This window comes from Burkholderia sp. Bp9012 (assembly GCF_003853825.1).
Classification (GTDB): domain Bacteria; phylum Pseudomonadota; class Gammaproteobacteria; order Burkholderiales; family Burkholderiaceae; genus Burkholderia; species Burkholderia diffusa.
In genome coordinates this window covers 79,992-103,678 of the sequence record NZ_QTQA01000017.1, presented here as the reverse complement: position 1 = coordinate 103,678, position 23,687 = coordinate 79,992, and the positions used below count along the sequence as shown (strand labels likewise).

The 23,687-nt window shown below is 66.6% G+C and carries 22 protein-coding genes; 12 read left to right on the top strand and 10 right to left on the bottom strand.

Annotation, left to right across the window (positions count from 1 at the left end):
• Positions 1–133: 133 nt before the first annotated feature.
• On the bottom strand, positions 134–1,558 hold the full coding sequence (locus DIE11_RS22935; RefSeq protein WP_124627252.1) for an efflux transporter outer membrane subunit: 1,425 nt from the start codon (positions 1,556–1,558) through the stop codon (positions 134–136).
• Positions 1,555–2,583 (bottom strand): HlyD family secretion protein, encoded by a 1,029-nt coding sequence (locus DIE11_RS22930; RefSeq protein WP_059606160.1) that lies wholly within the window; start codon positions 2,581–2,583, stop codon positions 1,555–1,557. Before DIE11_RS22930 ends, DIE11_RS22935 begins: the two co-directional genes overlap by 4 nt.
• Positions 2,584–2,666: 83 nt before the next feature.
• Here DIE11_RS22930 and DIE11_RS22925 point away from each other — a divergent pair, with 83 nt between their 5' ends.
• Positions 2,667–4,247, top strand: a complete 1,581-nt coding sequence (locus tag DIE11_RS22925) for an MFS transporter (protein WP_124627250.1) — start codon at positions 2,667–2,669, stop codon at positions 4,245–4,247.
• A 151-nt stretch (positions 4,248–4,398) separates the two neighbouring features.
• On the opposite strand, the gene DIE11_RS22920 is transcribed toward DIE11_RS22925, so the two are convergent.
• On the bottom strand, positions 4,399–5,220 hold the full coding sequence (locus DIE11_RS22920; RefSeq protein WP_059606166.1) for an alpha/beta fold hydrolase: 822 nt from the start codon (positions 5,218–5,220) through the stop codon (positions 4,399–4,401).
• 552 nt (positions 5,221–5,772) lie between these two features.
• Here DIE11_RS22920 and DIE11_RS22915 point away from each other — a divergent pair.
• Positions 5,773–6,198, top strand: a complete 426-nt coding sequence (locus tag DIE11_RS22915; RefSeq protein WP_124627248.1) for a DUF3331 domain-containing protein — start codon at positions 5,773–5,775, stop codon at positions 6,196–6,198.
• A 59-nt stretch (positions 6,199–6,257) separates the two neighbouring features.
• Complete coding sequence (locus tag DIE11_RS22910; RefSeq protein ID WP_124627246.1) at positions 6,258–7,079, top strand: alpha/beta fold hydrolase; 822 nt, start codon at positions 6,258–6,260, stop codon at positions 7,077–7,079.
• A gap of 51 nt (positions 7,080–7,130) precedes the next feature.
• Here DIE11_RS22910 and DIE11_RS22905 read toward each other — a convergent pair whose 3' ends face one another.
• Complete coding sequence (locus tag DIE11_RS22905; RefSeq protein WP_124627244.1) at positions 7,131–7,772, bottom strand: HD domain-containing protein; 642 nt, start codon at positions 7,770–7,772, stop codon at positions 7,131–7,133.
• A 271-nt stretch (positions 7,773–8,043) separates the two neighbouring features.
• Here DIE11_RS22905 and DIE11_RS37015 point away from each other — a divergent pair, with 271 nt between their 5' ends.
• From DIE11_RS37015 to DIE11_RS22895, 3 genes are all read left to right on the top strand, one after another.
• Positions 8,044–8,178 (top strand): hypothetical protein, encoded by a 135-nt coding sequence (locus DIE11_RS37015; protein ID WP_260436532.1) that lies wholly within the window; start codon positions 8,044–8,046, stop codon positions 8,176–8,178.
• Between the two features lie 99 nt (positions 8,179–8,277).
• A complete protein-coding gene (locus tag DIE11_RS22900) occupies positions 8,278–10,074 on the top strand; it encodes a winged helix-turn-helix domain-containing protein (protein WP_124627242.1) in 1,797 nt (598 codons plus the stop codon).
• A 359-nt stretch (positions 10,075–10,433) separates the two neighbouring features.
• Entirely contained in the window at positions 10,434–11,897 is a 1,464-nt protein-coding gene (locus tag DIE11_RS22895) for a mechanosensitive ion channel family protein (RefSeq protein ID WP_124627240.1), read from the top strand.
• Between the two features lie 59 nt (positions 11,898–11,956).
• Here the strand turns inward: DIE11_RS22895 and DIE11_RS22890 are convergent, their stop codons facing one another.
• Both DIE11_RS22890 and DIE11_RS22885 read right to left on the bottom strand, forming a co-directional pair.
• The gene (locus DIE11_RS22890) at positions 11,957–12,865 is read right to left on the bottom strand and encodes a LysR family transcriptional regulator (RefSeq protein ID WP_059606188.1); all 909 of its coding nucleotides are present in this window, start codon (positions 12,863–12,865) and stop codon (positions 11,957–11,959) included.
• Between the two features lie 328 nt (positions 12,866–13,193).
• Positions 13,194–13,463: a XapX domain-containing protein gene (locus tag DIE11_RS22885; protein ID WP_124627238.1), complete on the bottom strand. Its 270-nt coding sequence runs from the start codon at positions 13,461–13,463 to the stop codon at positions 13,194–13,196.
• Between the two features lie 309 nt (positions 13,464–13,772).
• Between DIE11_RS22885 and DIE11_RS22880 the strand changes: the two genes are divergently transcribed.
• The 4 genes from DIE11_RS22880 (at position 13,773) to DIE11_RS22865 (ending at position 17,153) form a co-directional block, all read left to right on the top strand.
• Positions 13,773–14,459: a hydrolase gene (locus DIE11_RS22880; RefSeq protein ID WP_124627236.1), complete on the top strand. Its 687-nt coding sequence runs from the start codon at positions 13,773–13,775 to the stop codon at positions 14,457–14,459.
• 169 nt (positions 14,460–14,628) lie between these two features.
• Positions 14,629–14,796: a DUF1427 family protein gene (locus tag DIE11_RS22875; protein ID WP_059606194.1), complete on the top strand. Its 168-nt coding sequence runs from the start codon at positions 14,629–14,631 to the stop codon at positions 14,794–14,796.
• Between the two features lie 19 nt (positions 14,797–14,815).
• The gene (locus DIE11_RS22870; RefSeq protein WP_124627235.1) at positions 14,816–16,705 is read left to right on the top strand and encodes an amidohydrolase; all 1,890 of its coding nucleotides are present in this window, start codon (positions 14,816–14,818) and stop codon (positions 16,703–16,705) included.
• Between the two features lies 1 nt (position 16,706).
• Positions 16,707–17,153, top strand: coding sequence for a DoxX family protein (locus DIE11_RS22865; RefSeq protein WP_124627233.1), 447 nt, complete (start codon positions 16,707–16,709; stop codon positions 17,151–17,153).
• A 166-nt stretch (positions 17,154–17,319) separates the two neighbouring features.
• Here the strand turns inward: DIE11_RS22865 and gfa are convergent, their stop codons facing one another.
• The 4 genes from gfa to DIE11_RS22845 all read right to left on the bottom strand — a co-directional run bounded on the left by gfa (position 17,320) and on the right by DIE11_RS22845 (position 19,871).
• Positions 17,320–17,895: an S-(hydroxymethyl)glutathione synthase gene (gene gfa / locus DIE11_RS22860; protein WP_059606341.1), complete on the bottom strand. Its 576-nt coding sequence runs from the start codon at positions 17,893–17,895 to the stop codon at positions 17,320–17,322.
• Between the two features lie 438 nt (positions 17,896–18,333).
• The gene (locus DIE11_RS22855; protein WP_124627231.1) at positions 18,334–18,738 is read right to left on the bottom strand and encodes a cupin domain-containing protein; all 405 of its coding nucleotides are present in this window, start codon (positions 18,736–18,738) and stop codon (positions 18,334–18,336) included.
• A 4-nt stretch (positions 18,739–18,742) separates the two neighbouring features.
• Positions 18,743–19,222, bottom strand: coding sequence for a carboxymuconolactone decarboxylase family protein (locus DIE11_RS22850; protein ID WP_124627229.1), 480 nt, complete (start codon positions 19,220–19,222; stop codon positions 18,743–18,745).
• A 148-nt stretch (positions 19,223–19,370) separates the two neighbouring features.
• Positions 19,371–19,871, bottom strand: a complete 501-nt coding sequence (locus tag DIE11_RS22845) for an Ohr family peroxiredoxin (RefSeq protein WP_124627227.1) — start codon at positions 19,869–19,871, stop codon at positions 19,371–19,373.
• Between the two features lie 456 nt (positions 19,872–20,327).
• Between DIE11_RS22845 and DIE11_RS22840 the strand changes: the two genes are divergently transcribed.
• Together DIE11_RS22840 and DIE11_RS22835 are read left to right on the top strand one after the other, a co-directional pair.
• Entirely contained in the window at positions 20,328–22,295 is a 1,968-nt protein-coding gene (locus tag DIE11_RS22840) for an efflux transporter outer membrane subunit (protein WP_124627226.1), read from the top strand.
• 34 nt (positions 22,296–22,329) lie between these two features.
• Complete coding sequence (locus tag DIE11_RS22835) at positions 22,330–23,646, top strand: HlyD family efflux transporter periplasmic adaptor subunit (RefSeq protein ID WP_124627224.1); 1,317 nt, start codon at positions 22,330–22,332, stop codon at positions 23,644–23,646.
• The last annotated feature ends 41 nt before the right edge of the window (positions 23,647–23,687 follow it).

Genomic DNA, 23,687 nt, shown 5'->3' with positions numbered 1-23,687 from the left:
AGTGGATTCGGACATGACCAATTTATGCGGCACGCCGGCGCCAGGCAACGCAAAAAACGTTAGGTTAGCTTAAGAGCGATATGAAAATACGTGAGGCCGTTTGAACCGAGGCCGAGGGCGCGTTGATGTTTTTTCAGAACCGGTCTTCGCGATTCGCGACGTTCGCCGGTTTCGCTGCAGGCGGCGCCCATCCGCCGCCCAGCGCGCGCACGAGATCGACCGTCGCGATGGCGAGTGCCTGGCGGCTATGAATCAGCTGGCGTTGCGCGGTCAGTGCGTCCCGGTCCGCGTCGATGACCTCGAGATAGCTGACGTAGCCGTGCCCGTAACGGTTCAGCGACAACCGCGCCGCTGCTTCGGTGGCGCGGGCCGCGCTGTCGTAGCGCACGATCCGCTCCTTCTGCGCGGCGATGTCGTTGAGCGCATCCTGGACTTCGCGCAACGCGCCCAGCGCGGTCGCGCGATAGTTCGCGTCGGCGAGTGCCGCGCCGGCCGTCGCGGCGGCCACTGCGGCCTCGCGCTTGCCGCCGTCGAACACCGTTTCGGCCACGCTCGCGCCGAGGCCCCACAGCGAACTGTTGCGGTCGAGAAACGTGTGGAGGTCGCGGCTGGCGAATCCGCCCTGGGCGGTCAGCGTCAAGGTCGGAAGCCACGCGGTGCGGGCGACGCCGATTTCGAGGGACGCCGCGTCGACGCGGCGCGCCGCCGCATAGACGTCCGGGCGTTGCGCGAGCAGCGCGGACGGCAGACCGGGCGGCACTTCCGGCACGCGCATGGCGGACGCGGTTGGCGCGACCGCGAAGGCGGTCGGCGACACACCCGTCAGCACGGCGAGCGCATCGACGAGGTTTTCGCGCAGCCGCCGGCTGTCCGCGAAATCGGCGCGAGCCGTATCGAGATCGGCCGCCGCACGCAGCGCGTCGAGATCGCTTGCCGCGCCGGCCCGCACGCGCGCGGCGATCACGTCGAGCGCGGTGCGTCGCAGCTCGATCGCGCGGGCGAGCGTCGCGAGATCCTGCTCGACGAAATGGAGCGTCAGGTAGTCGCTCGCGACATCCGTCGCGACGCGTAGTCGAACGGCTGCACGATCCGCGTCGGCCTGCAGCACGTTCTGCCTGCCGATCTCCGCATCGCCACGCAGGCGCCCCCACAGATCGACTTCATAGCTGGCGTTGAACGGCACCGACCAGTTGTGCATCGTGCGTTTCGGCAATGCGTTGTCGACCGTGCCGGATACGCGCGAGCGGCTGAACGACGGATCGACGCCGACGGTCGGCGCCAGCGCGGCTTCGCGCACGCCGAGCAGCGCCTGCGCCTGGTCGACGCGCGCCGCGGCGGCGCGGATGTCCTGATTGCCGGCGAGCGCGGCATCGACGAGCGCGACGAGTGGCGGATCGCCGAACGATGCGGGCCATTCGACGAGCGACGGTGCGGGTTCGCCAGGCGCATCCGCATGGCGGAACCGGTCGGAGCCGACCGCGACGGGAGCGAGCGGCTGCGGCGCGATCGTGCACGCGCTCAGCAGGCCGGCGGCGAGCAGGGCGGCGAGGCGGGTCATGGCTGCGTGCGGCTGCGTTGCAGCGAGACGATGACCGACAGGCCGGGCCGAATACGCGGCTCGGTCGAGGCCGGGCCGTCCAGCAGGATCTTGACGGGCACCCGCTGCGTGACCTTCGTGAAGTTGCCGGTCGCGTTGTCGGGCGGCAACAGCGAGAATTGCCCGCCCGTCGCGGGCGACAGGCTGTCGACGTGTCCGCTGAAGGTCCGGTCCGGCAGCGCGTCGAAGCGCAACTGCACGACGTCGCCGGTGCGCACATGCCGAAGCTGGGTTTCACGGAAGTTCGCAACCACCCACGGGTGCGGTTCGACGACCGTGAGCAGCGCCTGACCGGGTGCGACATGCTCGCCGGTCTCGACCGTCTTCTTGCCGACGTAGCCGTCCGACGGCGCCACGACGGTCGTGTACTGACGCTGCAGCTCCGCATCGCGCAACTCGGCGTCGTTCTGGTTCGACACGGCATCGGCGGCCTGCCGCGCGGCCTGCGCGCTGCGCTGCTGCGCTTCGGCCGCGTCGATGCGCGCGCGGGCGGACTTGCGCGCCGCGTTGGCGGCATCGAATTCCTGCTGCGACAATCCGCGCGGGGTTTCGCGGGTCAGTTCGCGTGCCCGTGCGTAGTCGAGCTCGGCCTTCTCGGCGTCCGCGCGTGCCGACACGAGCGCCGCGTCGGCTTGCTCGACCAGCGCCTTCGCACGGCTCGCATCGGAGTGCGCTTGTGCGACGCGGGCGCGCTGCAGCGCGACGCGCACGTCGAAATCGCGCGGATCGAGCCGCACGAGCGGGTCGCCCGCATGCACGAACCGGTTGTCGTCCACCAGCACGCGCTCGACCGTGCCGGCCACGCGCGGCGAGATCACGTGCAGGTGGCTTGTCACGTACGCGTCGTCGGTGCCGCGGTCATGCGCGTCGAATTCATAGACCAGCAGCGCGACGAGCAGCAGCGCGCATCCGGCGATCAATACGACCGGCCACTTGCGCGAGCGCGCGGGGGAGGTGGGCGGCACGTCCGGCGAGTTCGTGGTCACGATCGGGATACTCCATGGAACAGACGGGATTCGTCACATCGCGCTATGCTTGCGCGAGCCTTTTGTGCGGGAGCCGCTCGACGATGAACACCACGTTCGCCCCCGGTGGCACGACACCGGCGCCGGCCGCAGCGCCGGCCTCCGACATACCGACGTTTCGTTCGATCGCCGCGATCGCGGCGGTGCTGCTCGGCGCGATCATTTCGACCTTGACGTCGCGCATCACGTCGCTCGGGCTCGCCGACGTGCGCGGCGCGCTCGGCGTCGGTTTCGACGAGGGCGCGTGGATCAACACCGTGTTCATCGCATCGCAGATGTTCGTCGGGCCGCTCGCGATCGCGGCGGCCTTCGTGTTCGGCACGCGTCGCGTGCTGCTGGCGGGTGCCGCGGTATTCCTGGTCGTCGAAAGCGTGCTGCCGCTGTGCACGAATTTCGGCACGTTCATCGTGTTCCAGAGCGTGGCCGGTTTCGCGTCCGGCGTGTTCGTGCCGCTGACCGTCGGGTTCGTCGTCCGCACGCTGCCGCCACGGCTGATTCCGTTCGGCATCGCCGCGTATGCGATGAACCTCGAGATGTCGCTCAACCTCTCGGCGACGCTCGAAGGGTGGTACAGCGAACACCTGAGCTGGCGCTGGCTGTTCTGGCAGAACGCGCTGCTGACCGTGCCGTTCATCGTCTGCCTGATGCTGTCGCTGTCCACCGAGCCGATCAAGCGCCTCGCGTCCGGCATCGACGCGCGCGGCATGCTGCTCGGCGCCGGCGGGTTCGCGTGCCTGTGCGTCGCGCTCGATCAGGGCGAGCGGCTGTTCTGGTTCCAGTCGCCGCTGATCGTCGCGCTGCTGTGCATCGGCGTCGTGATGGTGGCCGCGTTCCTGATCCACGAACTGGCGTCGCGACGGGCCGGGCTCGATCTCGGCTACCTCGCGCTGCCCAACGTCGCGTTGCTGATCCTGCTCGTCGGCCTCGTGCGCTTTACCGTGCTCAACACGAGCTTCATTCCGTCGGCGTTTCTCGCGAGCACCTACGGGCTGCGCCCGCTGCAGATCGGCGACACGCTGCGCTGGATCGCGATGCCGCAACTGCTGTTCGCGCCGTGCGTGGCGTGGCTGCTGCAACGCGTCGATCCGCGCCGGCTGATCGTGGCTGGCTTTGCGATGGTGGCGGTCGCGTTCGCGCTCGGCGCGCAACTCACGCCCGTCTGGGCCGAACCCGACTTCATCCCGTCGCAGCTGCTTCAGGCATTGGGTCAGACGATGGCGCTCACGTCGGTCGTGTTCTTCTTCGGCAAGCACGTGACGGCCGAGCACGCGCTGACGTTCGGCGCCGTCGTGCAGACGACGCGCCTGCTGAGCGGGCAACTCGGCACGACGTCGATCGCGGTGATCCAGCGCATCATGGAGGCTACCCATTCGAATCTCGTCGGTCTGCATGTCACGCTGTCGGATCCGCAAACGCTGGAGCGCTTGCGGGCCGGTGCGGCGTCGCTCGTGTCGCACGGCGCGACCTTCGCGACCGGCGACCAGGCGGCCTATGTGTTGCTCGATCGGGCCGTCCGCGTCCAGGCGACGACGCTCGCACTCGCAGACAATTTCCGTGTCGCGATGACGTTCGCGGTCGCGGGGGCGCTGATCGGCATGCTGCTCAGGCCGGCGCGTGCGTCGTAAGCGCCCGACGCCGGATCGGCGGATATCCCGCATCGACGATCCTGGCGATCGTGCACGCCGCAACGGAATCGCGACGACCTGAAAAATCCTGAAACGTGCCAAACGACGCGCCGGCGTGGTGGCCGGGCGCGCCGTACGGTGACGCGTGCGCTTACGCTTTCAGAAACGCGAGCAGTTCGGCATTGATCCGGTCTGCGTCGACGACGCACATCCCGTGCGCGCCGCCGGGGATGACCTTGAGCTCCGCGTGCTTCACGATCTTCGCGGACAGGCGAGCCGAATCGTCGATCGGCACGATCTGGTCGTCGTCGCCGTGCAGGATCAGCGTCGGGACGTCGATCTTCTTCAGGTCGTCGGTGTAGTCGACCTCGGAGAATTCCTTGACGCACAGATACTGGCCATGGATGCCGCCCATCATGCCCTGCGCCCAGAACGCGTCGATCGTGCCCTGCGACACCTTGGCATTCGGACGGTTGAAGCCGAAGAACGGCACGGCGAGATCCTTGTAGAACTGCGAACGGTTCTCGGCGACGTTCTTGCGGATCCCGTCGAACACGTCCATCGGCAGGCCGCCGGGATTGGACGCCGATTTCACCATCTGCGGCGGCACGGCGCCGATCAGCACGGCCTTCGACACACGCTTCGTGCCGTGGCGCCCGATGTAGTGCGCGACTTCGCCGCCGCCGGTGGAGTGGCCGACGAGCGTGGCTTCGCGCAGGTCGAGCGCATTCATCAGCGCCGCGAGATCGTCGGCATACGTGTCCATGTCGTTGCCTTGCGACGGCTGGCTCGAGCGGCCGTGACCGCGGCGATCGTGCGCGATCACGCGGTAGCCGTGCTGCACGAGGAACAGCATCTGCGAGTCCCACGCGTCGGCGCACAGCGGCCAGCCGTGCGAGAAGACGACCGGGCGGCCGCTGCCCCAGTCCTTGAAGTAAATCTGCGTACCGTCTTTGGTGGTGATCGTATTCATCGCATGGGCTCCTTGATGGGCGGAAGCGGCGTGTTTGGGGGCGGCGGCGGCGGCGGCCGGCAGCGCGGCGGCTGCAACGGCGGTCGCGCCGGCAAGCAGCATGTCTCGGCGACGCGCCGAGGGAACGGCGTCGATGTCTGCTGGACGCATGGGAACTCCTTGAACGTGCGGTGGAACGATGCCGCGTTGGATGGATGGTTCGGATCTGCCCGCATGCGGCAATCGCGCCGGCAGCCGGCGTGCGTTCGCGGTCGCGGGCCGGCAGGCGCGCGAAGGCAGCGAACGAACGTCGACAGGAGCCTATCCCGCGGTCATGCGCCATGTACTGAAATCGGGCTGAATTTTCATGAAGCCGGTCGCGGCGCATGCCGCGCAAATGCACCGGCCAGAAAATTTAAGCCCGGAATAAAGACTCTTCAGCGGCGGCTCGCTATCGTCAGCATCAGGTCATCCCGTCGCGGGTCGGTGCCGGTCCGCGTCGGCGGATGGCGATCGCGACGCGGGCGGGTGTGCAACATCCGGACCGCTCGCCACTTGCCTGGGTACGCCGCCATGGACGAATTCAATCGCTGGGAGCACGTGATGACGCTGCTCGACCCGTCGCCGGCCGCGAGTCGGTGTGCGCCGTCGCATCTTCGCGACCCGGACCCCGTGCGCCGTCGCCATCGTGACGACGCGCCGCCCGCGTCGAGCGGCGGCGCGCGCCGCCGGTGCGCGATCGTCGCCGCCGAGCGGCAGACCGATTCGTCGGTGTTGATCTCGTGGAGCGACCCGACGCGCTGCCGCTACGACGAGCAGCGCTGGATCAGCGCAAAGTCTCGCGCCCTCGGGCGCTGCGCGCTGACCGGCATCACGATTCACACGGGCGATGCGATCTACAAGCCGCAATGGCGCGGCGCGAAGCGCCCCGCGAACTACCGGGAGGTGATCCTCGCGTCCGAACTGGAGCGGTTCATCGCCAGGCTGTCCCGTTCATGATCCGTCCGTCGGCCCTGGCTGGCGGCCGCCACTTTTTCACCGCTGAGGAAGAAACCCACATGAGCACGTTCACGACACGCGACGGCGTTTCGATTCACTACAAGGACTGGGGAGCAGGGCGACCGGTCGTGTTCATTCACGGCTGGCCGTTGAATGCGGACATGTGGGACGTCCAGATGCATCATCTCGCGTCGAACGGCTTTCGCTGCATCGCCTACGACCGGCGCGGCTTCGGCCGGTCCGGCCAGCCGTGGACGGGCTACGACTACGATACGCTGGCGGACGACCTCGCGACGCTGATCGAGACGCTCGGGCTGCGCGACGTGACGCTCGTCGGCTTTTCGATGGGCGGCGGCGAAGTGGCCCGCTACATCGGCCGGCACGGCACGCGACACATCGCGAAGGCCGTCCTGATCGGATCGGTGACGCCGCTGGTCGCGCGGCGCGACGACCATCCGGACGGTGTCGACGTGGCCGTGTTCGACGGTATCCGCGCGGGCATCATGGCCGACCGCGCGGCATTCTTCGAGCAATTCTGGCCGCTGTTCACCGGTTCGAACCGGGCCGCTTCGACGATCTCGCGCGCCGCGCTCGACTGGACGTCCTTCATGGCGCTGCAGGGCGGCTTGAAGGGCACGCTCGATTGCGTCGGCGCGTTTTCCGAGACCGATTTCAGGGCGGATCTCGACAAGTTCGACGTGCCGACGCTCGTGATTCACGGCGACGACGACCAGACGGTGCCGCTCGCGCTCACGGGCGCCGCCGCGGCGAAGCGCGTGCCGCACGCGACGCTGAGCGTCTACGAGGGCGGGCCGCATGCGTTGTATCTGACGCACGCGCGACGATTGAATGACGAGCTGCTGGCGTTCGCCCGCGCATGACTCGACGGCGGTTGCTGCCGTGACGTGGCGGAGCGAGCCTGGCCGGCCGGCTTACTCCGTCCACTTCGACCCGAGCACGAGGCCGCAGAAATTCGTCCGGCGATAGTCCGGGTCGCACCGCTCGAGCACGTCGGCGCAGACGTTGCCGAACGCAGTCGCGGGGCGATGCGCGGTGCCCGCGGCGAGCGCCTCGAGGAACAGTTCCTTGAAACACGGGCCGCGTGGCCACGCGTTGAGGATCTCGTCACGTTCGGACCGGCTCACTTCGTCGAAATGGCGAGCAAAGAGATCCGTCTCGATGCCCGCGCCGAGCAGCGCCGTCAACGGCGTCATGTACGGGTGAATGCCAAAGGTCGTGTGCAGCGCGATTGCACGCCACACCTCAGCCGCATCGTCGGCAGCGACGCCGTATCCGCCGAGGAATGCGTGCGCGGCATTCGCACCGTCGATTTCGTAGCGCCGGCGCGAATGCCGGTAGCGCTCCGTCAGTCCGAAGTCATGGAACAGCGCCGCGACGTACAGCAGCTCGGCGTCGAATGCGACGCCGCGACGCAGCCCGATCAGCGACGCGAACGCGAACACGCGCATCGCGTGCCGGAACAGGAGTTCCGGCTTGCCGGCGCGCACGGCCGCGGCGGCCTCCCGTGCGATCGGGCCGTCGGGAATCCGGATGCCGGCGATACGGTTGCCCATGGTCGTGTTCCTCGCGGCGTGACGGCAGTCGCTCGACGCTGGCGCCGTGGAACCATCGTCGCGCGTCGCGCCGCTGAATGTCCTGAGCGGCGCCTGAATCGTTCTGAACGGAAAATCCGACCGGCCGTCACGGCCGGAATCGATTTCGCTGCGCCTTGCACGTCGTTGTTACCGGCTTTTTTCTCGGGAGCCATCCGAACCGCCATCTCAATTCACGAGACTACGAAATCAAGTTCGGTCAATCGGCCGTTTTATCCTACGAAACAGGTTCATGAGTAAACGGCTATTTCACGCATTGAAAATGCAGGTTGCCGTGGTGCGTCGTGCCTTGCCAGTTGGGGCGGGGCACGTCGTCGTGGCGATCGCGGCATTCATCTATTCAAAAAATTTGCTGTTTGAGTTCTGATAATTTGAATCATTTGACCGGACAAATGCCGTAGCATTGCCGTCAGACCGGTGTCATTTCTGACAGGGCATCGATGAATGCAATCGATTAAAAATTCCCATGATCCGGATTGGAACACTTCACGTTTTTCTCGACAGACGTGAAATTCGCTCGAACGGCAAGCTGCTGCGTATCGGCAGTCGCGCATTCGAAATTCTCGAACTCCTGATTCGTGCGAACGGCGCACTGGTATCGAAAGACGAAATCATGCAGCGCGTGTGGCCGCACACGATCGTGGAGGAAAACAACCTGCAGGTGCATATCGCCGCGTTGCGCAAGGCGCTCGCCGACGACCGGAACCTGATCGTCACGGTGCCGGGGCGCGGCTATCGGCTGGTTGGCGGCCACGCCGAAGGCGCGGCGCCCGCACCTCCCGCAACGTCGCGGCTGACGGCCGCGCCGACGGCGCTCGTCGGCCGCGAGCAGACCGTCGCCGACGTCCTTGCGGCGCTCGACACCGCGCGCGTCGTGACGCTGGTCGGGGCGGGCGGCATCGGCAAGACGCGGGTCGCGCTCGAAGCGGCGATGCGGGCCGAGGCGCGCTTTCCGGATGGCGCCGCGTTCGTGTCGCTGGCCACGGTGGCGAGTCCGCGATTCGTGCCCGACGCACTGGCGGGTGCGTTCGGCATCGTGGAGCCGACCGGATCGCTGACGCTCGAAGCGGTGCTGGCCAGCGTGGCGAACCGCCGGATGTTGCTGGTGCTCGACAATTGCGAGCATCTGCTCGACGCCGCCGCGCAGATCGCGACCGCACTGACCGAATCCGACGCCGGATTGCGCGTCCTCGCGACCAGCCGCGAGGCGCTGCGTATCCAGGGCGAGCGGCTGTGTCCGATTCCGCCGCTCGATGTCCCCGGCGAAGGCGCCGACGATACTCAGACCCTGAGCGCCAGCGCGGTGCAACTGTTCTCGGCGCGCGCGCGTGCCGCCGATCCCCGCTTTCCGCTCGACGAACGCAGTGTGGCGCTGATGGCGTCGGTGTGCCGTCGTCTCGACGGTCTCCCGCTCGCCATCGAACTGGCAGCGGCACGCGCGGCCGTGCTCGGCATCGATGTGCTGGCCGCGCATCTCGACGACCATTTCAGGTTGCTGACCGGCGGTTTTCGCACGGCCTTGCCGCGTCATCAGACGCTGCAGGCGATGTACGACTGGAGCTACCGCTTGCTCGGGGACGCGGAGCGCCTGCTGTTGCGGTGGCTCGGCGTGTTCCGCGACAGCTTCTCGATCGACGCGGTGCGGGATATCGTCGGAACGAAGGGGTTGGCCGATGCGGATCTGCTCGACACGATCGCCGGCCTCGTCTCGAAGTCGCTGCTGAGCCTCGAGAGCGCGCACGGCGCACCGCGCTACCGGCTGCTGACTACGACGCGTGCGTATGCGCTGCAGCAGCTCGAGAACAACGGCGAATGCGCGGCCGCGGCACGCGCGCATGCGAACTACTTCCATACGTTGTTCAGGCTTGCGCCCGGCGGTGGCGGCGACGGGCCGCGGACCGAATCGCGGCTCGACCTGATCCGGCGCGAACTCGGCAATCTGCGCGCGGCGCTCGACTGGGCATTTTCGCCGAATGGCGATGCGGACATCGGCGTCGCGCTGGCGGCTGTCGCGGTCCCATGCCTGTTCGACCTGTCGCTGGTGGACGAATGTCGCGAACGGGCGCGCGCGGCGCTCGATGCAATGCGGAACATGGACGAGACACGGGCGCGCGAGGATGCGCGCGTGCGCCTGCTGGCCGCCTATGCCGCCGCGCTCGCCCATACCTCGGGGCCGACGCACGTCGTACACGACGCGTGGTCCGAAGTGCACGCGTTCGGGTTCGAAGCGGGCGAGGCCGAGTTGCCGCCGCGCGAATCGTAACGGCGCGCGCCGCCGGCGAATTCAGAACGTTTCAGCCTGAACTCAGGACCGGGCCGGCCGGTGCGTCTACATTGCATGTACGGAGACCGTCGGCGATTCGCAGGCGTGCGCGCAGCAGACCGGCTCGCACCGCAGCATCGATGTCGCGACGCCACTGAATGCCAGCGCGGGGCGGCAGCGACACATGCGTTGCCGCCGCGACTTCGCGCGTCATCGAACGACCACCGCATGAAACCTGTCCAGCCCGACCTTTCTCGCCACGATTCGCTGCCGGCGGCCGCTCGCCGGATCGGGTAGCGCGCCATGCGATCGCGCGGATTCCCCGCCCGTCGCGCAACGCGCACGCGGCCCGTTCCGGCATGCTGAACCTGTCGGTCACGGTCGCTTACGGCGCGCCGATCGTCGTTGCCGACCTCGTTGCATGGCGGTTGCTCGGGCCAGGCCGTTCGACGACGAAAGCGGTCTGGCGCTGTGCATCGTTCGCCGCGCTGACCTATGTGCTGTTCGCAACCGGTGTGAGCCCGCTCGCGGTGCCGGCGTCGCCCGACAGGTTCGACCGGCTGGCGATCCAGGCGATCGGTGTCGCGTGGTGGCTGCAGTGCGCGCTGGTGTTCAGCCTGATGCTCGACCATCTGCTGCTGCCGCGCGCGTGGCGCAACCAGCGGCTGTTTCATGACATCGCCGCAGGCGCCGTGTTCGGTGCGGCCGCGGTGGCCGCGCTGGGCTACGTCCTGGGTCTGCCGCTGAGCGGCCTGGTCGCGACCTCGGGCGCGGTGGCCGTGATCCTGGGCCTGGCCGTCCAGAACACGCTGAACGACGTGTTCTCGGGCCTCGTCCTGAATACCACCCAGCCGTTTCGCCTGGGCGATACGGTGGCCATCGGCGAGCTGGAAGGGCGGATCGTCGAAAGCAACTGGCGCGCGACCAAGATGATCAATAGCCTCGGCAACCTGGTCGTCGTGCCGAACAGCACCGCGGCGAAGGCGACGATCGTCAACCTGAGCGAACCGCCGAGCGTGCACGGCGTGACGCTGACGATCGAGATCGATCCGGAAGTGCGGCCGGCCGTCGTCGTCGATGCGCTCGACCGGGCTGCCTCCAGTTCGCTCGACGTGCTGGCCAGCCCCGCGCCGGTCGCGGTGGTCAAGGCATTCAGGACCAACTCCGTCGAATACGAACTCGTCTGTTACGTCGACGCGCTGCAAAAAAAGGTGGCGGTGCGTAACCGGCTCTACGATCTGGCCCATCGGCATCTGGCCGCCGCGGACATCGCGTTGCGCCCGCTTGGCGGAGCGGCCGCGGCGCACCGGCCGGCGTCGCGCGGTCAACGCCTGCTGCGCGCGGTCGAGCTTTTCCGGCAACTCGGTGACGAGGATCTGGCGGTGCTGGCCGACGCGCTGGCGTCACGCGTATTCCACAAAGGGGAGGTGATCTACGCGTCGAATTCCGATACGCGCCTGCTGACGATCGTCGGGTCCGGCGTCGCATCGGTGTTCGTGCCGGGCGCGACGGGCGACATGGAGGTCAGGCGGATGGCGCCCGGCGACGCGATCGGCCAGTCCGTCGTGCTGGCCGGCACGCAACTTCATGCGAGTGTCTATGCCGTGACCGCGGTGACGGCCTATCAGTTGAGCAGCCGCGACCTGACGCCGCTGATCGCGAGGAAGCCGGAACTCGGGCGATTGATGTGCGAATCCCTGACCGAACACATCGCGACCGAGGAAAAGATGATGATCCCGCCGGCCGCGAAGGCGCACGCGTCGTTCAACCTGATCGAATGGCTCGAGAAGGAGATGAAGCGCCTGCACGATTCGTTCGGCTGATGCGGCGGGAGATCTTGGGAAAACGTTCGACCGAGGGGCGCGGCCGACGGGCGGCGGAATCAGGCGAGCGCGGTGAAGCGGTCGACGAGATCGGGGTGGGCGAGCTGATCGACCCACCAGTGCAACGCGCGTCCGGCCTCGTCGCCGCGCCACGCGATATAGCAATGCGTCGTGTCGCGCATGCCGGTCACCTTGCGTGCGACGAGCTTGCCTTGCGCGATCGCGCGTGCCGCGATGCAATCCGGCAGCGTGCCCACCGCGAGTCCTTCGCACTGCGCGGCCAGCTTTGCGGCGAGCGTGGGGACCGCGAGATACGGCTGCCCGGCGTCGACGGCGACCGAGCGTGGCTGCAGTTCGCGAGAGGTGTCGCTGATGACGGCGCCGCGATGCTCGATGACCGACGCCATCGACAGCGGTTCGGGCAGCGCCGCGAGCGGATGGGTCGGGGCGACGGCGAACACGTGCCTGAGCGTGCCGATCGGCCGCGCGACGATGTCCGGCAGTTCCGGCGGCTCGCCCGCCGCGCCGACGACGAGATCCGCGCGGCGCGAAATCAGCGCATCCCAGGTGCCGCCGAGGACTTCGGTGGACAGGCGCAGCCGCGTGTTCATCTCGAGTCCGTAGAACGTATGCACGTAGGGCCACAACGCCTCGAACGGCAGGATCTCGTCGATGCAGATGCGAACCTCGGTTTCCCAGCCTTGCTGGGCACGCAGCGCCTTGAGTTCGAGCTGTTCGGCGGCATGCAGCAGCCGGCGGCCCTCTTCGACGACCACGCGACCCGCGTGCGTGAGCTTCGCGCGGCGCCCGCTCCGGTCGAACAGTGCGACGTCGAGGTCGCTTTCGAGCTTTTGTACGAGATAAGTCAGCGCGGACGGTACGCGGTGCAGGAGCTCCGCGGCTTCGGCGAACGTGCCGGTGCGGTCGATCGCGTCCAGTGCCTCGAGCGCTTCGAATGACAGCTTCATGATGAATTCCACGGGGGCGTCGGCCTGCCATGTTATCGCCAAGCACCGCCGAGTCCAATACGATTCGGAACAATTCGTCCGTGAATCGCAGCCGGGGCACCATCCTGTCCGCGCAGGATTGCCGCTCGCGGTTGCGGCGTCCGATCGGTATTGGTGGTGTGTGCCGTTTCCGGAGCGTCGGCACACGGGGGGAGCCGTGCCGACCGGGGCCGCGCTTCGCGTGTGCTGCACGCTTTGGCGTACCCGCGTGCCGTCGGCGTCGGCAGATCGGTGGGCCTGCCAATCTGCCTGCGCGAATCCGGTCGATCAGCTTGGGGTACGACGGTGTCTATTGAGGTTTCTTCGCGGCGGCATCGGATGCCTGGGCGCCGGGCAGCGCGCCGAACATGTGCTGGCTGCACTTCGCCTCGTTCCACGCGGTTTTCAGATGAATCCCTCCGAGCATCCGGCGTGCGACCGGCAGGATCTGTTCGCCGGCAAGAATGCCCAGCAGGCCGGCCAGCGCGATCGTGGGCGGAGCAGGCGACGGCACGCCGATCAGGTAGTAGACAGCGCCGGCGAGAATTCCGGCAAGCAGCGATGAAATGTACGGCTTCATGATTCAGAGACAAGTGAATGACAACCGTGTGAAAAATACGGATAACTACCGATCCGGAGACGAGCATGAATTCATTCGATAGCCTAGCAGGTCTTTTCTGATGTGACCGTTGAATTCTGCGGTTTTTAAGATCTTTTAAGGCCTGAATTTAGGGATTTTATTAATAGAATTGATTAAGTGGCATTACCATCGATTCGCGTGTTGAATGACAACGGCTGGCAGGCGAACCTTCCGGCACAGCGCATTGGGCGCCTCCCGCTTGCCGGCGAGGCAGGCAAATTTTTCTCCGCGTCAAAGGACATGACCGCCATGAGCAATCCGAAGCTTGAAGTACTCACCCCCCATAACAGCCAGCTGATCTTCATCGACCAGCAGCCGCAGATGGCATTCGGCGTGCAGTCGATCGATCGTCAGGCGCTGAAGAACAACGTCGTCGGGCTCGCGAAGGCCGCGAAGGTATTCAACATCCCGACCACGATCACGACCGTCGAAAGCGACAGCTTCTCGGGTCACACCTATCCCGAACTGCTCGACGTGTTCCCGAACCAGAAGACGCTCGAACGCACGTCGATGAACTCGTGGGATGACCAGAAGGTGCGCGACGCGCTGGCCGCGAACGGTCGCAAGAAGGTGGTCGTCTCGGGCCTGTGGACCGAAGTCTGCAATACGACGTTCGCGCTCTGCGCGATGCTCGAAGGCGACTACGAGATCTACATGGTGGCCGATGCATCGGGCGGCACGTCGAAGGACGCGCACGACTTCGCGATGCAACGGATGATCCAGGCCGGCGTGGTGCCGGTGACGTGGCAGCAGGTCCTGCTCGAGTGGCAGCGCGACTGGGCACACCGCGAGACGTATGACGCCGTGATGGCAATCGCCAAGGAACATTCGGGTGCGTACGGCATGGGCGTCGACTACGCGTACACGATGGTCCACAAGGCCGCGCCGCGCACCGCGACGCCGCACGAGTCGATCCCGGCCGTGCCGGCGAAGTAAGCGCGGACAGTCAGCGACTGTCGATGCCGAAGCGGCGTGTTCGATCCGGACGCGCCGCCTCGGCGATGCGTCGACGCGGACGGTGGAACGTGACGATTCACGATGCCGTCCGCCAGGCGTTTGTCAGGACCTAGGGCCTGCATTCCAACCTGTCCGAGAAATTGATCGTATGGAACCTTATCTGGTTTCCCTTGGTGCGGGCTTGCTGATCGGTGTCATTTACAGCGCAATCAAGGTCCGCTCTCCGGCACCGCCGCTGATTGCCCTGGTCGGGCTGCTCGGCATGGTGATCGGCGTGCAGGTCATCCCCACCCTCAAACAGCTCTTTGGCTTCTGACCGAAACGAGGTGATGTATATGACCGCAACCGAGTCCCAACCGGATCTGATCCTTCACAACGGAAGGTTCACGACTCTCGACCGCGCAAACCCCACCGCGACGGCGGTGGCGATCGCCGCGGGCCGCTTCGTCGCGGTCGGCAACGAGGCGGACGTCATGCCGCTGGCCGGCCGTGCGACGAAGGTCGTCGACCTCGGGGGCCGCGCCGTGCTGCCGGGCCTGATCGACAATCACTGCCACGTGATTCGTGGCGGCCTGAATTACAACATGGAGCTGCGCTGGGACGGCGTGCCTTCGCTCGCGGTCGCGATGGACATGCTCAAGCGTCAGGTCGCGATCACGCCCGCGCCGCAGTGGGTGCGCGTGGTCGGCGGCTTCACCGAACATCAGTTCGTCGAGAAGCGCCTGCCGACGATCGACGAACTCAACGCGGCCGCGCCCGATACGCCGGTGTTCATCCTGCACCTGTACGACCGCGCGCTGCTGAACGCGGCCGCGCTGCGCGTGGTCGGCTATACGAAGGACACACCCGAGCCGCCGGGCGGCACGATCCTGCGCGATGCCGCGGGCAACCCGACGGGCCTGCTGCTCGCGAACCCGAACGCGACGATCCTCTACGCGACGCTCGCGAAGGGGCCGAAGCTGCCGTTCGAATACCAGTACAACTCGACGCGCCATTTCATGCGCGAACTGAACCGTCTCGGCGTGACCGGCGTGATCGACGCGGGCGGCGGTTCGCAGAACTACCCCGACGATTACGAAGTGATCCGCAAGCTGCACGACGCGGGCGAGATGACGATCCGGATCGCGTACAACCTGTTCACGCAGAAGCCGAACGCCGAGAAGGAAGACTTCGTGAACTGGACGAAGAGCACCAAGTATCACGACGGCACCGACTATTTCCGCAACAACGGCGCGGGCGAGATGCTGGTGTTCTCGGCGGCGGATTTCGAGGACTTCCGCGTCGCGCGTCCGGACCTGCCCGCGCAGATGGAGGACGATCTCGAAGGCGTCGTGCGCGTGCTCGCGCAGAACCGCTGGCCGTGGCGCATGCACGCGACCTACGACGAAACCATCAGCCGCGCGCTCGACGTGTTCGAGAAGGTCAACAAGGACATCCCGCTGGAAGGGCTGAACTGGTTCTTCGATCACGCGGAGACGATCACCGAAAAATCGATGGATCGTATTGCGGCGCTGGGCGGGGGCATCGCGGTGCAGCACCGGATGGCGTACCAGGGCGAATACTTCGTCGAGCGCTACGGTGCGCAGGCGGCTGAAGCAACGCCGCCCGTCGCGAAGATGCTCGGCAAGGGGCTCAAGGTCTCGGCTGGCACCGATGCGACACGCGTGGCGTCTTACAACCCGTGGGTGTCGCTCGCGTGGCTGGTGACGGGCAAGACGGTCGGCGGCCTGCGCATGTATCCGCAGCGCAACCTGCTCGATCGCGAGACCGCGCTGCGCATGTGGACCGAATACGTGACGTGGTTCTCGAACGAGGAAGGGAAGAAAGGGCGTGTGGCCGTCGGGCAGCTTGCCGACCTGGTGGTCCCGGATCGCGATTTCTTCGCGTGCGCCGAGGACGACATTGCGGGCACGACCGCATTGCTGACCGTGGTCGGCGGAAAGATCGTATGGGGCGCAGGGCCGTTCGCGTCGCACGACGCGCCGATTCCGCCCGCGATGCCGGACTGGTCGCCCGTGCGCGAGTACGGCGGCTATGGCGGCTGGGGCGCGACGCAGCGCAACGGCGCACCGCTGCAACGGGCGGCGGCCGCAGCGATGTGCGGTTGCGCGAATGCCTGCAACGTGCACCAGCATGCGCACGGGGGTGCATGGGCAAGCGCATTGCCGACGTCCGACGCGAAGGGCTTCTGGGGCGCGTTCGGCTGTTCGTGCTGGGCGATCTGACATGTCGACGCGCACCTTCTACGGCAACCCGGCATGGGTCCGCGTGCTGCTCGCGCAGCCGTGGATCGGTGCGCTGGTACGGCTTGCACTCGTCTCCGCGTTTCTGATCGGCGGCATCAACAAGGCGATGCATTTCGACGAAGCGGTGGCCGAGCAGGCGCATTTCGGCCTGCACCCGGCCGCGCTTTGGGCTGCGCTGGCGATTGTCGTCGAGATCGGTGGTTCGCTCTGCGTGGTGTTTCGCCGCTTCACGTGGCTCGGCGCCGGCAGCCTCGGCATGTTGACGCTCGTCGCGATGGTCGTGGCGAACGATTTCTGGAACCGCTCGGGCGTCGAACATTTCATGGCGCTCAACAGCTTCTTCGAGCACTTGGGCCTGATTGCCGCGCTGGTTCTCGTCACGATGGTCGGCGACGCCCCGCGTGTGGAGGGGGGCGGTCGCGCCTGAGCGCCAGGGCGGCATGGCGCATCAGGAAGGTTGTTCGATCATGGCGCCCGTTCGCGGCGCCATGACTTGCACTGAAGATCGCGCACGGTTTCGTCGTCATCGCCGACCCGACGGACGACCGGCGCGACGACGACGCGTGCCGCGCGCCGGCCGTGGCGCCGCGCCTTCACGCCTCCCGGTACGTCCCCTTGGCCTTGGCCGTATGCGTTGCCAGAATGTCCATCAGCGCCGGGCTCAGGCAATCGTAGGGCTCCAGTCCCTTGCCGCGCAGCGTGTCGCGCACGTCCGCCATCAACGACGGCGGCGTGCCGCTCTCGATGATCGACGATACGAACGCGGCGAAGCCTGGGCCGTCCCAGCCGACATCCTGCGACAGTTCGGTATGGATGAAGTCCAGGCCGTAAAACGCATGATCGGCATTTTCGATTCGCCCGAACAGATGCGTGCCGCAGGCGGTGCACGCGTGGCGCTGGATCAGCGCCTTGTCGTCCACGACCCGCAGTTTCTCGCCGTGCGCGGTCACGGTGACCTTGTCGCGCGGCACGACGCCCACGACTGCAAACAGCGCACCAGCCGGTTTCCAGCACTTCGTGCAGCCGCACGCGTGATTGAACGCGACCTGGGCGTCGACCCGAACCTCGACCGGATCCTGCGTGCACAGGCAGCGCAGCGTACCGCCCGCGAATTCGGCGGCTCCCTTCTGAATGCCTTGATCGACAGCGGGATGAATGGCGACGGACATGTTCATGCTCCTCTTCGTTGCTTCAGTTGAACGACGGTTCGGATCGACTTTCCTGCGTGCATCAGATCGGGTGCGTCTTTGCGCCGAGGCTCCATCATCGACCCTTTGAGCGCGCCATGCACGGCTGCAATCCGCTGAAGAATCGATCTGCCTTTCATCGCAACGCACGGATGCGGGAGCCCGCATCCGTGCTCCGGCCGCATGTTGGCTCTTACGCGCTGGCATCAAACTGGGGGGGAGTATATGCGGATACTGGCGGGGAGTATACCCGGCGATCAACCGAGGGCGGCGATCGTCGAGACGGGGCACGCCGAACGGGTGCCACACGGACGCCACGCTCGGGCGTCGCCCAATTTCGTCCGGCGCGCCTGAGCGCGCCTCCGGCAGGTTGAACGTACGGGGCGGGCCCGGCGCTGCCGGGCCTCGACGACGGTCCCGCTATTTCACTGGCGTGAGGACGGGGGCGCCCTTGTTCTTGATCAGGAACACGACGAATTTTGCCGGCTTCGTGCTGCTGGCGTTTCGTCCGACCGTGTGCACGTCCTCCGGGCCTTCGTGGAATGTGTCGCCGGCATGGAGCGTGACCGTCTTGCCGCCGTTCAGGCCCATCACGATGCTGCCGTCGATCACATAGACGAATGCGTGTGCGTCGTGGCGATGGATGGGGTCGACGCTGCCTGGCGGATAATCCACGACGATCATCTCGACTTCCTTGCCCGGATACTCGGGCAACGGTTCCGTTGTCAGTTGCGTGACCTTGGCTTGCGGTGCGGCGGCGACCGGCTGAACGGGAATCAGCAGCGACAGCGCAAGCGGTGCAAGTGCGAGCAGGATGCGTTTCATGTCGTTACTCCAGGTTGGCCTTGTCGAGCCCGAACATCTTGTCGAACGAGCCGGGCACGACGCGGAACGCGACGTTCAGCCGGTTCCAGCAGTTGATCGCACCCACGAGGACGGTGAGATCCGACAGTTCCTTCTCGGAATAATGGGCCCGCACGCGTTCGTAGAGATCGTCCGGCACGCCATGCGACGAGAGATGCGTCAGTGCCTCGGTCCATTCGAGCGCGGCGCGCTCGCGCGGCGAAAACAGCGGCGACTCGCGCCAGATCGCGACGTGATGCACGCGCAGTTCACGCTCGCCATGGATCTTCGCCATCTTGATGTGCATGTCGACACAGAACGCGCAGCCGTTGAGCTGCGACGCGCGAATCTCGACGAGCTCGCGCACCGGAACCTCGATCGTCGTCTTCTGAAACAACCCGTCGAGTTCGACGAGTTTCCTGGTCAGATCCGGCGATTGCTGAAAATAATTGATACGTTGCGTCATGATCCGTTGTCCTGATTGGTGAAAGTGGCACGAGTGGCCGTGCGCATGGCGATGCATCGCACGACCTGCCTGTCAACCATCGTAATCGCGGGTCCAGCGGGCCGGTAGAACCGGGAACGTGCGCACTCTGTTGCCGCTTCGGCACCAATCACGTCGACACGGCGACGACATTGCAGATTCCCTGCCGCGCCATCTTCGAATAGGGGCACAGGCGCTCCGTGTCCCGGACGAGACGCTCCGCGACATGCCGGTTCACGCCCGGCATGCGGATGGTGACGTTGGCGGTCAGCGCATATCCGCCATCGACCGGATCGCGACCGAACGTCACTTCGACAGCGACGGTCGCTTCCCGGATGTCGATCCGGTCGCGTTGCGCGAGCAGGCTCAGCGCGCCGTGAAAGCACGCGGCGTAGCCGGCAGCGAGAAGTTGTTCGGGGTTGGTCCCGCCGCCCGGGCCGCCGAGTTCGGTCGGCAATCGCAGGTCGAGGGCGAGACAGCCGTCGTCGGATCGTGCGACGCCCGATGCACGGCCATGACCGGACTGGCCGCCGCATACGGTGACCGTGGTCGTGTAGAGCGCCGCGAATTCTCGTCCGCGGTATTTGTCGAGCAGCGTCAGCGGCGGAGGTTGCAACCTCTCGTTCTCCATATTCCTCCCGGTTGCTTGTATTGATCGGCGCGAGTGTTCCGAGCCCTGCGGATCGGCGCGGCGCGTCGTTTCCCGAAGCGAATCGGCGCAATGGTGCAACGCTTGCCTGCAGGCCGTTCCCCACGACCGCCATCCGAACGATGGCCCCAGCGCTCTTGCATGCTAGGCAAAGACGGATCGTCGGACCAGATCGTTCAGGGATGCATGGTGTTTCCCGCTTCGCACCAATGCGGCGAGAGCGGCGGATGTCGCTCGCATCGAGCGTTCCACGACCGCGGGGACGCAGCCGATTGGTGCCGATGAGGAACGGGAAAGTGTTCCGATGCGGGTCTACCTGCGCGTGAGTGCGGATCCTAGTATGACGGCACGGGAATGCGGGCCGACCTTCGGTTCGCGCATGCAGGCAACCCATCGGTGGCGCGACATGCGGCACACCTACGCAATCGGAGGCTCGCGATGGACACTTTGAATATCGATTGGCCGACGCTTTCGCACGTACCGATTCGGTCGGAACCCAACATCGACGCTGGCGCGCATCTCGTCAGCGAGCGCGACGGGTATGTGCATCACGGCATCTACGTGGGAGACGGCCTGGTTGTTCACTACGGCGGCTTCGATCGTTCCGCGAGGCGGTGTCCGGTGGAATGCATCCCGTTGCGTCGCTTCGCGGCGGGAAACGGCATCCGTGTCCAGGCGGATCCGGACGCCATCTATACCGGAATCGCTGTCGTCGAGCGGGCCTGGTCGCGCCTCGGCGAGGACCACTATCGGCTCCTGACGAACAACTGCGAGCACTTCTGCAGCTGGTGCGTGTGCGGTGTCGGTCACAGCGGGCAGGTACGCCGCGGCTTGCTGAATCCATGGATCGGCATCCGGACATTGATCGCGCTCGTGAAGGGACGCGCGACGACCATGCTTTCAACCGCGTGGCGGTATGGATCGCGCGTGTCCCGAGCCGGCGTGCCGGTGATCGTCGCATCGGCGTTGTCGGCATGCGCGAACTACGCCGGCATTCACGGCGATGCGGCGATGACCGATCCACAGCATTACGCAACGCAATGGAGCCTGCCGTTCGAGCAAGGACATTGGCCGACCGCGGATTGGGCCGATCAGTTCGGTGACGGCCAGTTGAAGTCCTTGATCGACGAGGCACTCAACAGCAGCCCGACGCTCGATCAGGCGCGTGCACGCGTGGCGGCCGCGCAGGCCTACAGCGAATCCGCGCGAGCGGGGACGATGCCGCGCGTCGACGCCAGCTACGCGCTCACGCGTCAGCAGTTTTCCGGAACGGCGCTCGTGCCGCCGCCGTACGGCGGGTCATGGCAGACGGAGAACCGCGGCATCCTGGGCGCTTCGTACGAGCTCGACCTCTGGGGCAAGAAACGCGAGGCGCTGCGCGCGTCAGTGTCCGATCTGCAGGCGAGCCGCGCCGACGCGGAAGCGGTCAGGCTGACGCTCACGACCGCGATCGCGCGTACCTACAACGAATTTGCACGCCTGTTCCTGTTGCACGACATCGCGCAGCGGGAGATCGCCCGGCGCGAGCAGATCGATCGCATCGCCGCGGGCCGAATCGCGACCGGGCTCGATACGCAGGTCGAGCGAGAGACCGCCCGTGCGAATCTCGCGACCAGCCGTGCGTTGCTGAAATCGCTCGACGGCCGGATCCTCGCGGCGCGCTACCAGATTGCCGCGCTGGTCGGCGCCGGTCCCGATCGCGGCCTGGGGATCGCGCGACCGACGCTCGGCACCGGCAACGAGGTACGCCTGCCCGACAATCTGCCTGCGGATCTCGTGAGCCGGCGCCCCGACATCGTGGCTGCCCGATGGCGTGTCGATGCGCTCGCGCACGGCGTGAAGGAAGCGAAGGCCGAGTTCTATCCGGACATCAACCTGAGCGCCGCGATCGGACTCGATGCGTTCGGCTTCGGCCGTTTCCTGACGGCGGCGAGCCGCACCGCGTCGGTCGGACCGGCCATCCACCTGCCGATCTTCGACGCTGGCGCACTCCGTGCGCAACTGAAGGGGCGCTATGCGGACTTCGATCTCGCCGTCGCGACCTATAACCAGGCGCTCGTCACCGCGCTGAGCGAAGTCGCGACGCAAGTCGCCGACGTGCGTTCGACGGACGCACAGCTGGTCGATGCGCAGACCGCGCAGCAAGCCGCGCTGAAGGCGGCCGCGCTGGCGCTCGTGCAGTACAAGGCCGGTCTCACGAATCAATTGACCGTGTTGAACGCCGACGTCAACGCACTTTCCGCCGATCAGCGCGTCGCGAATCTGCGCATGGACCGCCGCGATCGTCAGATTGCGCTCGCGTCCGCGCTGGGCGGCGGCTTCGTCGACGCGTCATTCGCAGGCGCGGGCACCGCGGCACATGCCGATGCGCGCGTATCGGCCGTGCCCGCTGTCGCCGCGCGCTGAGCGGCGATCCATCGAATCTGCCTGGAGAATTGAAATGAGCGAAATCGATCCCCCGGTACGCAAGCCGGTCGACACACCCCGCGTGAATCGTGATACGTCGCCGTCGGGAGGCGACGATGTCGCAAGCGAAGACGCGCCGCGCCGCCGCCGGCTGCTGCTGGCGCTGCTCGGCGTGACGGTCGTGGCGGCGTCGGTTGCCTACACCGCGTACTACCTGACGTTCGCGCGCTACCACGAATCCACCGACGATGCGTACGTCAGCGGCAATCTCGTGCAGCTGACGCCGCAGGTGGCGGGTACCGTCGTTGCCGTGAACGCCGACGATACGCAGATCGTGAAGGCGGGGGAACCCGTCGTCACGCTTGACGCCGCCGATGCGAAAGTCGCGCTCGGCAACGCCGAAGCGGCGCTGGGTCAGACCGTGCGGCAAGTGAGCAGTCTCTACGTGAACGACGATCTGTATGCCGCGAACGTCGCGCAGAAGCAGTCCGATCTCGTGCGAGCCCAGGAGGACCTGCGTCGTCGCGTGGCCGTCGCCGATACGGGCGCCGTGTCGGCCGAGGACATCGCGCACGCGCGCGACACCGTGGCGGCCGCGCGGGCGGCGCTCGACGCCGCGCGTCGACAGGCGGAGGCCAACCGCGCATTGACCGACCGCACGACGATCGATCAGCACCCGAACGTGCAGGCGGCCGCGTCGAAGGTGCGCGACGCGTATCTGGCGTACGCGCGCAACGTGCTGCCCGCGCCCGTCACCGGCTATGTCGCGAAGCGCTCGGTTCAGGTCGGCCAGCGCGTATCGCCCGGCATGCCATTGATGGCGATCGTGCCGCTCGACGGCGTGTGGGTCGACGCGAACTACAAGGAAAGCCAGTTGCGCAACATGCGCATCGGTCAACCCGTCACGCTGACGGCCGACGTGTACGGCGGAAAGGTCAGGTATCACGGCCGCGTGGTCGGCTTCTCGGCGGGCACGGGCAGCGCATTCGCGAGCCTGCCCGCGCAGAACGCGACAGGTAACTGGATCAAGATCGTTCAGCGCCTGCCCGCGCGCATCCAGCTCGACCCGAAGGAACTCGACGCGCATCCGCTGCGCATCGGACTGTCGATGGACGTCGACGTGGATACGCGCGACGACACGGGCCCGCAGCTCGGCGCGGCGACGAACACGTCATATCGCACGGACGTGTTTGCCGAATACGGCGCACAGGCGGACGCCGAGATCGAGAAGATCATCGCGCGCAACATCGTCATCGGGCGTGCGGGTACGACGGCGCGTGGCGGCGAGCCGACGGCTTCCGCCACGCGCGATGCAAAGGACCCGCGCGACACGACGCGGCGCGCGAGTTGAACCGTCGACCCGGATACGCGTGGCAGTCGCGTTCCGGTCGA